Annotated in this window: 13 protein-coding genes; 7 read left to right on the top strand and 6 right to left on the bottom strand. The window is 60.1% G+C overall.

Annotation, left to right across the window (positions count from 1 at the left end):
- Positions 1-74 precede the first annotated feature (74 nt).
- Positions 75-1223, bottom strand: a complete 1149-nt coding sequence (locus tag KVG87_RS18790) for an aldose epimerase family protein (protein WP_076563577.1) — start codon at positions 1221-1223, stop codon at positions 75-77.
- A 245-nt stretch (positions 1224-1468) separates the two neighbouring features.
- Between KVG87_RS18790 and KVG87_RS18785 the strand changes: the two genes are divergently transcribed.
- From KVG87_RS18785 to KVG87_RS18775, 3 genes are all read left to right on the top strand, one after another.
- Positions 1469-2218 (top strand): hypothetical protein, encoded by a 750-nt coding sequence (locus tag KVG87_RS18785; RefSeq protein ID WP_217851993.1) that lies wholly within the window; start codon positions 1469-1471, stop codon positions 2216-2218.
- A 235-nt stretch (positions 2219-2453) separates the two neighbouring features.
- Positions 2454-3239: a sulfite exporter TauE/SafE family protein gene (locus KVG87_RS18780; RefSeq protein ID WP_071172964.1), complete on the top strand. Its 786-nt coding sequence runs from the start codon at positions 2454-2456 to the stop codon at positions 3237-3239.
- Between the two features lie 186 nt (positions 3240-3425).
- The gene (locus tag KVG87_RS18775) at positions 3426-3989 is read left to right on the top strand and encodes a DUF4174 domain-containing protein (protein WP_016775365.1); all 564 of its coding nucleotides are present in this window, start codon (positions 3426-3428) and stop codon (positions 3987-3989) included.
- Positions 3990-4311: 322 nt separating this feature from the next.
- On the opposite strand, the gene ampC is transcribed toward KVG87_RS18775, so the two are convergent.
- Complete coding sequence (gene ampC / locus KVG87_RS18770; RefSeq protein ID WP_217851991.1) at positions 4312-5478, bottom strand: class C beta-lactamase; 1167 nt, start codon at positions 5476-5478, stop codon at positions 4312-4314.
- Between the two features lie 160 nt (positions 5479-5638).
- Here ampC and KVG87_RS18765 point away from each other — a divergent pair, with 160 nt between their 5' ends.
- The gene (locus KVG87_RS18765) at positions 5639-6511 is read left to right on the top strand and encodes a LysR family transcriptional regulator (protein ID WP_217851988.1); all 873 of its coding nucleotides are present in this window, start codon (positions 5639-5641) and stop codon (positions 6509-6511) included.
- 151 nt (positions 6512-6662) lie between these two features.
- Here the strand turns inward: KVG87_RS18765 and gudD are convergent, their stop codons facing one another.
- Both gudD and KVG87_RS18755 read right to left on the bottom strand, forming a co-directional pair.
- Entirely contained in the window at positions 6663-8006 is a 1344-nt protein-coding gene (gudD, locus tag KVG87_RS18760) for a glucarate dehydratase (protein WP_217851986.1), read from the bottom strand.
- A gap of 25 nt (positions 8007-8031) precedes the next feature.
- A complete protein-coding gene (locus KVG87_RS18755) occupies positions 8032-9378 on the bottom strand; it encodes an MFS transporter (RefSeq protein WP_024013478.1) in 1347 nt (448 codons plus the stop codon).
- Positions 9379-9733: 355 nt separating this feature from the next.
- Here KVG87_RS18755 and KVG87_RS18750 point away from each other — a divergent pair, with 355 nt between their 5' ends.
- Together KVG87_RS18750 and KVG87_RS18745 are read left to right on the top strand one after the other, a co-directional pair.
- Positions 9734-10447 (top strand): FadR/GntR family transcriptional regulator, encoded by a 714-nt coding sequence (locus KVG87_RS18750; protein WP_016775357.1) that lies wholly within the window; start codon positions 9734-9736, stop codon positions 10445-10447.
- Between the two features lie 91 nt (positions 10448-10538).
- Positions 10539-10769: a hypothetical protein gene (locus KVG87_RS18745; RefSeq protein ID WP_217851984.1), complete on the top strand. Its 231-nt coding sequence runs from the start codon at positions 10539-10541 to the stop codon at positions 10767-10769.
- A 158-nt stretch (positions 10770-10927) separates the two neighbouring features.
- Here the strand turns inward: KVG87_RS18745 and trhP are convergent, their stop codons facing one another.
- Positions 10928-12256, bottom strand: coding sequence for a prephenate-dependent tRNA uridine(34) hydroxylase TrhP (trhP, locus tag KVG87_RS18740; RefSeq protein ID WP_217851981.1), 1329 nt, complete (start codon positions 12254-12256; stop codon positions 10928-10930).
- 156 nt (positions 12257-12412) lie between these two features.
- Between trhP and KVG87_RS18735 the strand changes: the two genes are divergently transcribed.
- Positions 12413-13474: an AI-2E family transporter gene (locus KVG87_RS18735; RefSeq protein WP_217851979.1), complete on the top strand. Its 1062-nt coding sequence runs from the start codon at positions 12413-12415 to the stop codon at positions 13472-13474.
- Here KVG87_RS18735 and KVG87_RS18730 read toward each other — a convergent pair.
- Positions 13471-13653, bottom strand: coding sequence for a hypothetical protein (locus KVG87_RS18730; RefSeq protein WP_041477171.1), 183 nt, complete (start codon positions 13651-13653; stop codon positions 13471-13473). The two genes, KVG87_RS18735 and KVG87_RS18730, sit on opposite strands and share 4 nt — an antisense overlap.
- Positions 13654-13674 lie beyond the last annotated feature (21 nt).

The raw sequence follows: 13674 nt of genomic DNA, 5'->3' as shown, positions 1-13674 counted from the left end.
GCGCGTGTTGCAGGATCAGGGCTGCTTCGCATCCCAACGGGGATGAATCCCCTCGCCACGGGGAGCATGGCAGGTTACTTGGCGGAGAACTTGAGGATTACGCTGTGGGCGTAAGTCTGCCCCGGATCAAGCCGCGTGCTCGGGAAGTCTGGCTGGTTCGGCGAATCCGGATAGTGCTGGGTCTCGAGGGTGAATGCGCCCCAGTGCGGATAGACCTTGCCACCCTTGCCCTTGACCGTGCCGTCGAGGAAGTTGCTGGTGTAGAACTGCACGCCCGGCTCGCTGGTGAACAGTTGCAGGACGCGTCCGGATTGCGGGTCGCTGACTTCGGTGGCGAGCTTGCTGACATCGCCCTTGGTGTCCAGCGCCCAGTTGAAATCGAAGCCGCCCTGTTTCGGCTCGGCGAATTTCAGCTGCGGATGATCAGCCTTGATGTGCGTGCCGATCGCCGTCGGTTTGCTGAAGTCCATCGGCGTACCGGCCACAGGCGCCAGCTCCCCGGTCGGGATCAGTTTCGCGGTGACCGGCGTGTAATGGCTGGAGTTGATCATGGCGACTTGCTTGAGAATATCGCCATTGCCGGCACCGGCCAGGTTGAAGTAGCTATGGTTGGTCAGGTTGAGCACGGTCGGCTTGTCGGTGCTGGCCTTGTAGTCGATGCGCAGCTCGTTGTTGTCGGTCAGGCGATAGGTGACTTCGGTGGTCAGATTGCCCGGGAAGCCCATCTCGCCGTCGGCCGAGAGGTAGGTCAGGGTTACGCCAACCGAATCCTTGTCCTTGGTTTCTTTGGCCTTCCAGACTTTCTTGTCGAAACCTTCGGGGCCGCCGTGCAGGGCGTTGGATTTGTCGTTCTGCGGCACTTGATAGCGCTTGCTATCGAGTTCGAAAGCACCTTCGGCCAGGCGGTTGCCGAAACGGCCGATGGTCGCGCCGAAGTACGCGGTGCCTTTCTGATAGCCCTGCACATCGTCAAAACCCAAGACGACGTCGTCGAACTTGCCGTGTTTGTCAGCGACTTTCAGCGCTTGCAGGGTCGCGCCGTAGGTGATCACGGTGGCTTGCATGCCGTGGCTGTTGCGCAGGATGTACTGTTCCACAGGCGTGCCGTCATTGGTTTTGCCGAAGGCTTTGTGTTCGGCGGTCAGGCCCGCCGCGTTGGCGGAAAGGGTAGCGATCATCAGGGACAGTCCGAGGCCGGAGAGCAGGTGACGGGATTGAAGCATGGTTGACCTTCCTTTTTGTTGTTGTTTTGAGAAAACGCAATTAGTCAGGCTATTGAATATTTCGCAGAAGATTTATAGCGGATTTACCGCTGTTGGCAAATATAAAGTCCGACTAATTGATATGGCGAAAAGCGCCGAAGGTCGGCTCACCGCCCGGGCACTGCACTTTTTCGCAATCGGCGGCTCTATGCATGGCCAGGATGCGGTGACTCCCGCCGCACAGGAATGTGCCTGTCCGAGACTTCATGCCGAGTGTTTTTGCCCTGATCACCGTCGCTCACCGCCGCCCGTGCCTGCTGCTGGCCAGCCTGTTGTCGCTGTTGCTCAGCGGCTGCAGCCACCAGAACGGCAATGGATTTTTCAATCAGATACGTGAAGGGCAGCCGCAGGAATTTCTGCAGACCAGCGTCGACCGCATGGCCACCCTGGCGATGCGCGACAACCTCGACAGCCTTTACCGGCTGATGGGCAAGCTCTACCTGCGCAACCCGGAAGAACTGCGCAAATCCGGTTTCCTCACCGTCAACGCCGCCGTGAAACAGGTGCGTCTCGCTGTCGAGCAACAGCAGCCATTGCCCGTGCTGGGCGGGCGCAAGGATCTGGCGGCGCTGAGCTATGCGATGAGCCCGGAATTCCTCGGCGACCGCGTCGGCGCCTTCATCTATGCAATCGGCAGCATGCTGGTCACCGCTCACGGCAATCGCACCGAGTTCTACATGACCGACGCGATCAACCCGACGTTCGTGCACAACGCGGCGCGCAACATCGAAAAAGCCATGTGGATCTTGTCGCAACGGCAGAACAAGGAAGGTCAGCCGTTGCTGTTCTCCAACGAAATCTCGGAGGAGGGCAGCAACCTCAGCTTCGCCACCGAATTCAGCAAAATCGTCGCGCGCCTGGATCTGCTCACGCAGATGCTCGATGAGCGCTATCGCAGGATCGGCCTGAATTACGCGCAAAGCCTGCTGTTCTTGAATTTCCTGCCGGTGCAGTGAGCCCGGCAGGTTTTCTGTAGCGCCAGGGGCCACTGTGGGAGCGAGCCTGCTCGCGAATGCGTTGCGTCATTCAACTCATCGGTCGGCTGACACCCCCTTCGCGAGCAGGCTCGCTCCCACAGGTAACTGCAGCAAATTCGATATGGCATAACGATAGACCGCATCGATATATGTGGTTATAAGAAAAATCGCTATGCTGCGGGCCAGATTTTCCTGTCGTTTTCTGGACGTTTGAATGGAATTGGCAAATTTCGGCCTGGTGATTGCCGGGCTGGTGGTGGGGTTTATCGTCGGCATGACCGGTGTCGGCGGTGGTTCGTTGATGACGCCGATCCTGCTGTGGTTCGGCATCAACCCGGCGACGGCGGTGGGTACCGACCTGCTGTACGCTGCGATCACCAAATCCAGCGGCGTCCTCGTTCACAGGAAGAACAAGAACATCGACTGGGCCATCACCGGCTGGCTGACCCTCGGCAGTGTGCCGGCCGTGGCCATGACCCTGTGGTTCCTCAGCACCCTGCACACCGCGCCGGACGCGATGAACGCCATCATCAAGCAGGCGCTCGGCTTCGTCCTCTTCGCTACTGCCCTGGCAATCTTCTTCAAGAAACGCTTGCTCGAATTCGCCCACAAACGCGCCGGCGGCAACTACAACCCGAGCGGTTCGCGGCTTAACGTGATGACGGTGATCACCGGTCTGATCCTCGGTACCATGGTCGCCCTGACCTCGATCGGCGCCGGCGCACTCGGCACCGTTGCCTTGTTCATCCTCTACCCGCTACTGCCAACCCGCCGCCTGGTCGGCACCGAAATCGCCCACGCCGTACCCCTGACCCTCGTCGCCGGCCTCGGCCACGCAAGCATGGGCAACATGGACTGGGGCGTGCTGGGTTTCCTGCTGATGGGCTCGCTGCCAGGCATCTGGCTCGGCAGCCACCTGACCGGACGCATCTCCGACGAAGTCCTGCGCCCGTGCCTGGCGACGATGCTGGTGTTGATTGGTTATAAGTTGGCGTTCTGACTCAGCCTGGAGAAAACACTTCCTGTGCAGCGGCCGTAGGGAGGTGCCGATGATCGCTTACGTCATGTTGCGCAAAGTTCTCCCTGACCTAAGCTTCTGACAGGGCAATGCCTTTTTGCCAGACACCGCCGGAACAATCGCCACGATGCGCAATCAGTAGTGCGTGGATATCAAAAGGAGATGCGCATGCTCATCAGGTCCCTGACCCTGACCCTCTTGCTGGCAATCGCTGGCCCCCTGTTCGCCGCCGACAGCGATTCACCCCTGGCCGGGGACGTGGGCCGCGCCCGCCCGCTGATCGTGATTGCGCAAAGCACCGTCGACCCGGTCTGGCTGAGCCTGAAAAAGTCACTGGAAGACCCGGCCAACAAAAAGGGCGTCACCGACCGCAACATCAAGGTCTACACCATCCTCAGCATGTCCGGCCAGCTCGACGGCAAGGACATGGGCCAGCAGGACACCATGGCCCTGCTGCGTTCGCTGAAGCTCGGCGCGGGGGCTTATCCAAAAGTGTTCCTGGTGGGCAAGGACGGCGAAACCAAGCTCTCCGCCTCGGGTGATGAAGCCAAGGCATTGAGCCTGGCGAAAATCTTCGAAACCATCGACGCCATGCCCATGGCCGAAAAAGAAGCCGCCGCTGCGGCCGCCGCCGCACAAACGCCTGCCGCCACCGAGCCGGAACCGGCCAAAGGCGCGAAGGGCAGCAAACCGGCGAAACCGAGCAAACCGCCGCAGATGCCGGATGATTGATTGATTGATTGATTGATTGATTGATTGATTGATTGCGCGTTGCATGAGTGAAGCAAAATCCCTGTGGGAGCTGGTAGACCAGCTCCCACATTTTTTTGTGAAATACACAGTTCAAATGTGGGAGCGAGCCTGCTCGCGAAAGCGGTTTTTCAGGCGCTGAAAGGTGACTGATCGAGCGCATTCGCGAGCAGGCTCGCTCCCACAAGTCATCTTCTGATCGAAAGTTGTTGCAGCCTGCGAAACCTCCAACGTTAACCGAGTGAAAACCCGATCCTGTAGAAGCTGCCGCAGGCTCGGGCCGCGATCGGACGATCTTTCACTCCTAATCCGCCAACGCCGCGAAAACCGTATGCGCAATCTTCACCCGTTCGGCATTCGGGTAGTTCTTGTTGGCCAGAATCACGATGCCCATGTCCCGCGACGGGACGAACGCCACATACGCGCCAAAGCCCCGCGTAGATCCGCTTTTGTTGAACAGCACATTGGCCGGTTCAGCTTGCGGTGGGGTCAGCCACTCGACTTTGTGCGGTTCCATGGCCATGGGGGTCGAGTTGCCGTTTTGCAGTTTTTCCAGGCTGATCGGGTAGGCGTAGCGCTCCCAGCCCAGGCCTTGGGTCATGTCGCCGACGCGGTAATAACCGATGTGGGTGTTGGCGATGGCTTGGTGCAGATCAGGCGCAAGGCTGGCCGGTTTCAGCTGTGCCTGAACGTAACGCAACAGGTCGGCGGCGCTGGTTTTGATGCCGTAGGCCTCGGCGTCAAGGGCACCGGGGCTGACGCGCACTGGTTGGTCGGCGCTGTCGTAGCCTTGGGCGTAAAGCTTCGACTGCGCTGGCGGCACGCTGAGGAAAGTGTGCTGCAAGCCGAGTTTCGGCAGCAGGGTTTGCGTCATTGCCTGGTCGAACGGCTGGTCGAGGCTTTTCGCCGTCAGGTAGCCGAACAGGCCCAGGCTCGGGTTGGAATACAGGCGATGGCTGCCGGCGGGAAATTGCGGTTTCCACTGTTGGTAATAGCCGAGCATCTTGTCGGAAGAATCCGCCTCAGCAGGAAATTGCAACGGCAGACCGCCAGCACTGTAGGTGCCCAGTTGCAGCACGCTGATGTTGTCGAAGGCGCTGTCCTTGAGCTCCGGCCAGAGTTGGCTGGCCTTGCTCGACAGGTCGAGTTTGCCTGTGGCCTGGGCGTAACCGGCGAGGGTGGCGGTGAACGTTTTACTCACCGAGCCGACTTCGAAGAGGGTGTTTTCGCTGACCTTTTGCCTGGTGTCTTTAGCGGCGACCCCGTAGTTAAAGTAATGCGCCTGGCCATTCAGGGTGATCGCCACGGTCAGCCCGGGGATGTTGTTTTGTTGCATCACTGGGGTGACGGCTTGGCTGACCAGTGCCTGCAATTGCCCATCGGTCGGCGTCGCGGCATGGCAGGTAACGCTGCCGAAGAACAGTGCGAAAGCGCTGTGGGAAAAGACCTTGCTCGGTTTGAAGGAACACATGAGTGAATCACTCTCCATGAGTGTCGTTTGTTGTATCCCGCTACACTGCGGGTGATTTTTTCATCGGGCGGCTGATCAGCGCGGTTAATTTAGGCACTTTGCCGACCTTCGACAAACGATGAAAACTCGCACGAAGCCTTAGAAAAATTTGGGACAACCCATGATTCGACCGCAACTGCCGCTCAACGCTCTGCGCGCGTTTGAAGCCTCGGCACGTCATCTGAGCTTCACCCGCGCCGCCGTCGAACTGTGCGTAACGCAGGCAGCGGTCAGCCATCAGGTCAAAAGCCTGGAAGCGCAGCTCAACCTGACCCTGTTCAAGCGCCTGCCCCGTGGGCTGATGCTGACCAGTGAAGGCGAAACCTTGCTGCCGGTGCTCAGCACCTCATTCGACCACATTGCGCAGATGCTCGAGCGTCTGGCCGGTGGGCAGTATCGCGACATGTTGACGGTCGGCGCAGTGGGCACGTTTGCCGTGGGCTGGCTGTTGCCGAGGCTGGCGGACTTTCGGGCGAAATATCCGCTGATAGATTTACGCCTGTCGACCCATAACAACCGGGTCGATGTGGCGGCGGAAGGGCTGGATTATGCGATTCGGTTCGGCGCTGGCGCCTGGCATGGCATTGAGGCGACACGCTTGCTCGATGCGCCGTTGTCGGTGTTATGCGTGCCGGAGATTGCCCGGCAACTGCACGCGCCGGCGGACTTGTTGCAGCAGACCTTGCTGCGTTCCTATCGCACCGATGAATGGCCGCAGTGGTTTCACGCAGCGGGCCTGGCGACGCAGGCCGCGCCACCGCAAAGCATCGTCTTCGATTCGTCGCTGGCGATGATGGAAGCGGCATTGCAGGGCGGCGGCGTGGCGTTGGCGCCGCCGCTGATGTTCGCCCGGCAACTGGCGGCTGATGCGATTTGCCAGCCGTTTGCGATCGAGATCATCACCGGCAGTTACTGGCTGACGCGGTTGCAGTCGCGAGCGGAAACGGTGGCGATGAAAGCGTTCAGAACCTGGTTGCTGCAAATTTCTGCCTGATTCACCTCATTCCCTGTGGGAGCTGGCTTGCCAGCGATGGGGTCGCAATGGCCAACATTGATGCTGGCTGACCCACCGCTATCGCTGGCAAGCCAGCTCCCACAGGTTTATCAGTTGAATTACAGGGCCGGGCTTTAATCCTCGATTTTTCTCACCGCACCAGACACGGCCGTTTGTTATCGAATTTCCACCCCGGAATCAGGAACTGCATCGCCACGCTGTCGTCCCGCGCGCCGAGGCCCATGCCTTTGTACAGTTCGTGGGCCTTGGCCACTTGATCCAGATCCAGCTCCACGCCCAGTCCAGGTTTCTGCGGCACTTGCACGCAGCCGTCGACAATTTGCAGCGGTGCCTTGGTCAGGCGCTGACCGTCTTGCCAGATCCAGTGGGTGTCGATGGCGGTGATCTCGCCGGGTGCGGCAGCGGCGACGTGGGTGAACATCGCCAGAGAGATATCGAAGTGGTTGTTGGAGTGCGAGCCCCACGTCAAACCCCATTCATGACACATCTGCGCGACGCGCACCGAACCCTGCATGGTCCAGAAGTGCGGGTCGGCCAGCGGGATGTCCACTGACTGCAACTGAATCGCGTGGCCCATTTCGCGCCAGTCGGTGGCGATCATGTTGGTCGCGGTTTTCAGTCCGGTGGCGCGGCGGAATTCAGCCATGACTTCGCGCCCGGAATAACCGTTTTCCGCGCCGCACGGATCTTCGGCGTAGGCGAGTACGTGGTGCTGATCGCGGCACAGACGAATCGCCTCTTTCAGCGACCATGCGCCGTTCGGATCGAGGGTGATTCGCGCTTCAGGGAAGCGCTCGGCCAATGCCGTGACCGCTTCGATTTCGGCATCGCCACTGAGCACGCCGCCCTTGAGTTTGAAATCCTTGAAACCGTACTTGGCGTGCGCCGCCTCGGCCAGACGCACGACCGCTTCGGCGGTCATGGCTTTCTCGTGACGCACACGGAACCAGTCGTTGTCGGCGTCCGGTTCGCTGCGATAGGCCAGATCGGTTTCGTGTTGATCGCCGACGTAGAACAGATAACCGAGCATCTTCACTTCGTCGCGTTGCTGACCTTCACCGAGCAGCGCCGCCACCGGCACGTCCAGATGTTGGCCGAGCAGGTCGAGGAGGGCGGCTTCCAGGCCGGTGACCGCGTGAATGGTGATGCGCAGGTCGAACGTCTGCAGACCACGGCCACCGGCATCGCGGTCGGCGAAGGTCTGGCGCACCTGGTTGAGGATCTTCTGGTAGGTGCCGATCGGGCTGCCGACCACCAGATTGCGCGCGTCCTCCAGGGTCTGGCGAATACGCTCGCCACCGGGCACTTCGCCGACGCCGGTGTGGCCGGAGTTGTCCTTGAGGATGACGATGTTGCGGGTGAAAAACGGCCCGTGGGCGCCGCTCAGGTTGAGCAGCATGCCGTCGTGACCGGCCACCGGAATGACCTGCATGTCGGTGATGATCGGAGCTTTGGCGGTGTCATGAACAGTCATTGTTGTTTTCCTTGTCGAGACGTAGTCAGGCGTGTTTCGGCGCGGCGTCGGCCACAGCCTTTTCAGCAGCGGGTTTGGGCGTGGTGCGCGCGGCGAAGACGATGATTGCGGCGATGATCGAGGTCGCGGCCAGGCCATAGAGGCCGCCCTGGATCGAGCCGGTGTGTTGCTCAAGCAGACCGAAGGTGGTCGGTGCGACGAAGCCGCCGAGGTTGCCCACCGAGTTGATCAGCGCGATCACTGCCGCCGCGATGCGTGCATCCAGATAAGCCTGGGGAATCGGCCAGAACAGCGACGAGGCGGATTTGAAACCCAGCGCCGCAAAGCAGATCGCGACGAAGGCAAAGATCGGCCCGCCAGTGGTGGACATGAACATCCCCGCTGCGGCGATCAACAGGGCAGTGGCGACCCACGCTTGCTGATGTTTCCACTTCGCCGACAGCGAGGCGAAGGCGTACATGCCGACGATCGACAGCAACCATGGAATCGAGTTGAACAGGCCGACCTGCACGTCGCTGAGTTCGCCCATCTTCTTGATGATGCTCGGCAGCCAGAAAGTCGCCGCATAAATGGTCAGCTGAATGAAGAAGTAGATCAGGCAGAACAGAATGATCTGTCGGTCCTTGAGCAGTTTGCCCAGCGACGGCCGGATCGGCGTCGCCGCTTCACGGGCCTTTTGCTCGTCGTCGATGGCGCTGACCAGTGCATCCTGTTCGGCGCGGCTCAGCCATTTGGCGTCGTGGGGTTTGGCATCCAGCCAGAACCAGACAAACACGCACAGGCACACCGAGAACATTCCCTCAATGAAGTACATCCACTGCCAGCCGTGCATGCCCAGCCCATTGATCTGCAGGAGCAGACCGGACAGCGGACCGGAGATCAGCGAGGCCACGGCCGAGCCGCTGAGGAAAATCGCGATCGCCTTGCCGCGCTCAACGCCTGGCAGCCAACGGGTGAAGTAATAAATCACCCCGGGAAAGAACCCGGCCTCGGCGACACCGAGCAGAAAACGCAGGATATAGAAGTGGGTTTCGTTCTGGATGAAGGCCATGCAGGCCGCGACTATGCCCCAGGTGAACATGATGCGGGTCAGCCAGATGCGTGCGCCGACTTTTTGCAGAAGCATGTTGGACGGCACTTCGAACAGCGCGTAGCCGATGAAAAACAGCCCGGCGCCGAAGCCGTAGGCGGCAGCACCAATACCCAGATCGGTTTCCATGTGGGTGCGGACGAAGCCGATGTTCACCCGGTCAATGTAATTGACGATGAACATGATCACGAAGAGCGGCAGGACGTGGCGTTTGACTTTGGAGATGGCTGAAGCGAGCGTCGGATCGACGCTGTCCTGCATCCCGGAGATGGAGGTTTTCACTGATGTTTCTCCCACTGATTATTTTTATGCGGGTAGGACTGTGTGCTGCGTTGTTGCTAGACATCATACAACCGTAATTTTTTGTCCTACAAGTGGGGAGGGGCGATTAAATTCTTCTGATTGTTCGGTTTCTTATGCGAAAACAAGATTTAAGCTCGTATTTATTGATCGTTGAGCCAGTCGAGCGGAGCGCTTTTTTGAGATATGAATGGTAGTGCATGATGGCAGGCGATCGAAAATATTCGACGTAATTGAGTGTTGTCATACAAGTTGATGGCCCATCGACCGCTAAAATCCATCTCAACCGTCATTCCGCAGTGCTACGATCGGCAAGCCCCGATCACCGGAACCGATCATGCAAGAAGACCTCGACGCGCCCGCGCGCAAACGCACGCACAACCTCGCTCATGACCTGGTGGAAAAGCTCACCCAGAGCATCCTGCTCGGACAACTGTCGCCCGGTGACAAGCTGCCTTCGGAGAACTCCATCGTTCAGGAGCACGGCGTCAGCCGCACGGTGGTGCGCGAGGCCATTTCCAAGTTGCAGGCCTCGGGGCTGGTCGAGACGCGCCACGGCATCGGTACTTTCGTCATCGAGCGCGCAGCGGAGCAGGGCCTGCGCCTGAACGTCGACACGGCGCTCGGCGTGCGCAGCATTCTCGAGTTGCGCATGGGCCTGGAGACGCAAGCGGCGGCGCTGGCGGCGCAGCGGCGCAGTGAGCAGCAGGTGCAGCAGATGCGTCAGGCGCTGGACGACTATCAACGGCTGCTGGCAAACAATGACAGCTGCGTGGAGGCCGATCGGCGTTTCCATCTGCTGATCGCCGAGGCCACCGGTAACGCTTGCTTCAGCGAGATCATGCAGCACCTGGGCAGTGCGATGATCCCGCGCAATCGCCTGAATGCCGCCGAGCGCGGCGCGGCGGATCTGAGCAAGCTCGGGCACTTGGCCAATCTGGAACACGAGGCGATTCTGAATGCGATCAAGCGCCAGGACGCCGATGCCGCCCGCGCCGCGATGTGGCTGCACCTGACCAACAGTCGCGATCGCTTTATCGCCCAAGGCTGATGCCGCTGGTCTGATCTATCGCACGCCGTCAAAGGTCGCGCTTCCAAACAATACGCCCCGGATAATCCGGGCCAGTATTGTGAGGTGCAGCATGGCTGATGACTCGCTTGTTCCCGGTGGCATGGCGCCCACCGACCAGACCCGCCCCGTATCCGGCACTGACGAGCCGACCCTGAGCGATCACGACGCACCGCCGGGCATGGACCCGGGCCGCGACCCGTTGAGCGATGCCGACCGCCCGGATGACTGGAAGGATCCGCCGGATGACGAGGATGTGCCGCCAGCGGATGAGCCGACGCCGTTGTCGGATGATTTGCGCTGAGGTCTGGTTTTTTGGTGAGGTTGCCGGCCTCTTCGCGATCAGGCTCGCTCCCACAGTGGATGACACAAACTCCCTGTGGGAGCGAGCCTGCTCGCGAAGACGGCATCGGCTTCGCAGCAAATCACGGCCATGCTGCGAGTGCCAGACAAGATCGCCAGTCAACCAACACGCAAATCCCGCATCAACAACCCAAAGCGCAAATCCACCGCGTCCGGTATCGGCACGTACACCGTATGCCCATCCCCCGGCGCCACCTCGATCGCTTGGCCGCCGACACTCTGCAATTCATGCAGATCAAAATGGAAATTGCCCTTGGGCGTCATCAGTTCCAGATGATCGCCCACGGCAAAACGATTCTTCACTTTCACTTCGGCCAGGCGATCCCGGCGCTCGCCGGTCAGCTCGCCAACGAACTGCTGACGCTCCGACACCGAACTGCCGTGCTGATAGTTCTGATATTCGTCGTGCACATGGCGGCGCAGAAAACCTTCGGTGTAGCCACGCTGGGCCAGCGATTCCAGATCCAGCATCAGGCTGCGATCAAATTCGCGCCCGGCCACGGCATCATCGATCGCGCGGCGATATACCTGGGTGGTGCGCGCGCAGTAGAAATGCGATTTGGTCCGGCCTTCGATCTTCAATGAATGAACACCCATGCGCGTCAGGCGCTCGACATGCTGCACCGCGCGCAGATCCTTGGCGTTCATGATGTAGGTGCCGTGTTCGTCTTCGAACGCCGGCATCAATTCGTCGGGGCGATTGGCTTCCTGGAGCAGGAAGACTTGATCGGTCGGTGCGCCGAGACCCAGCGTCGGCTCGGGCTGAAAGGTCTGGACGATCTCGCCGAGCTGGTTTTCCGTGGCTTCTTGCGCCGTGTACTTCCAGCGGCAGGCGTTGGTGCAGGTGCCCTGATTGGCATCGCGTTTGTTCATGTAACCGGAAAGCAGGCAGCGCCCGGAATAGGCCATGCACAGCGCGCCATGCACGAACACCTCCAGCTCCATGCCCGGCACCTGTTCGCGGATTTCACCGATTTCTTCGAGGGACAGTTCGCGCGACAGAATGACCCGGCTCAGCCCCTGTTGCTGCCAGAACTCGACGCTCGCCCAATTCACCGTGTTGGCCTGCACCGAAAGATGAATCGGCATCTGTGGAAAATGCCGGCGCACCAGCATGATCAGGCCCGGGTCGGACATGATCAGCGCATCCGGTGCCATCTCGATCACTGGCGCCAGATCCTTGAGAAACGTCTTCAGCTTGGCGTTGTGCGGGGCGATGTTGACCACAACGTAGAAACGCTTGCCCTGCGCCTGCGCCTCACGGATGCCCAGCGCCAGGTTGGCATGATCGAACTCGTTGTTGCGCACCCGCAGGCTGTAGCGCGGCTGGCCGGCGTAGACCGCATCGGCGCCATAAGCGAACGCGTAACGCATGTTTTTCAGGGTGCCGGCGGGGGCGAGAAGCTCGGGGGCGATGAGAGTTGGCATTTGGGTGTCGGTCGCAAAAGCCGCGCAGGGTAGGGCAGCTGTTGCGAGGGTTTATTGATCTGGATCTATGCTCCATGAATAAACATGGCACTCGCGCGCTCGGCGGCTGACTAAGTGGGGCGGGCGTGCGTGACGCCTGACTGACATGGACCGGATATGAACGAAAAGAGTCTGCAATTCAAATCCCTGACAGTGCTGCTGGTGCTGGTCACGGTGGCCTTTATCTGGATTCTGCTGCCGTTCTACGGCGCGGTGTTCTGGGCTGTCATCCTCGGCATTCTGTTTGCGCCGGTACAGCGCAGTTTGCAGCAGAAGTTCGGCTGGCAACGCAACGTGACGTCGCTGTGCACCTTGAGCCTGTGCCTGGTGGTCGCGATTCTGCCGGTGATCATCGTCAGCATCCTGCTGGTCCAGGAAGGCGCGACGGTCTACAAGAACATCGAAAGTGGCGAGCTGGATATTGCTGCCTATCTGGCGCAGTTCAAGCACAGCCTGCCGCCGTACTTTCAGCACTTGCTCGACCGCTTTGGCATGGGCGAACTCGACAGCTTGCGCGAGAAGATCGTCAAAGCGGCGATGCAGGGCAGCCAGGTGCTGGCGACTCAGGCGTTCAGTTTCGGCCAGGGCACGTTCGAATTCGTGGTGAGCTTTTTCATCATGCTCTATCTGCTGTTTTTCTTTCTGCGTGACGGCCCCGAGCTGGCGCGCAAGATGCGCACTGCCGTGCCGCTGGAAGAAAACCACAAGCGCCGCCTGCAACTGAAGTTCAACCGCGTGGTGCGTGCCACGGTCAAGGGCAACGTGGTCGTGGCCGTGACCCAAGGCGCGCTGGGCGGGCTGATTTTCTGGTTTCTCGACATTCCCAGCGCATTGCTCTGGGCGGTACTGATGGCGTTTCTGTCGCTGTTGCCAGCGGTGGGCGCGGGGATTGTCTGGGCGCCGGTGGCGGTGTACTTCCTGCTCAGCGGCATGATCTGGCAGGGCGTGGTGCTGGGCTTGTTCGGCGTATTCGTGATCGGCCTGGTCGACAACGTGCTGCGCCCGATTATGGTGGGCAAGGATACGAAAATGCCCGATTACCTGATTCTGGTTTCCACCCTCGGCGGCCTCGCGGTCTTCGGCCTCAACGGCTTTGTGATCGGGCCGCTGATTGCCGCATTGTTCCTGTCGAGCTGGGCGCTGTTCGTCGAGACCAAGCCCAAGGTGCAACTGCCCTAAGCGTGAAACGTGCTGCTGGCGACCTGTTGCGACAAGGCCTGCGCTGCTGGTAACGAGGTGAGCGGGCCGCTGATCGGCTCGCCATCGCGCACCAGATACCAGCAAGCGAGCAAACCGGATGCACGCAGCGAAGCGGGAACTGCGCTGCCGATCACCGACATGATTTGAACCTGTGCCATGGGGAAACCTCCATCAAACTG

This window comes from Pseudomonas siliginis (assembly GCF_019145195.1).
GTDB lineage: Bacteria > Pseudomonadota > Gammaproteobacteria > Pseudomonadales > Pseudomonadaceae > Aquipseudomonas > Aquipseudomonas siliginis.
This window is presented reverse-complemented; position numbering and strand designations above follow the sequence as displayed.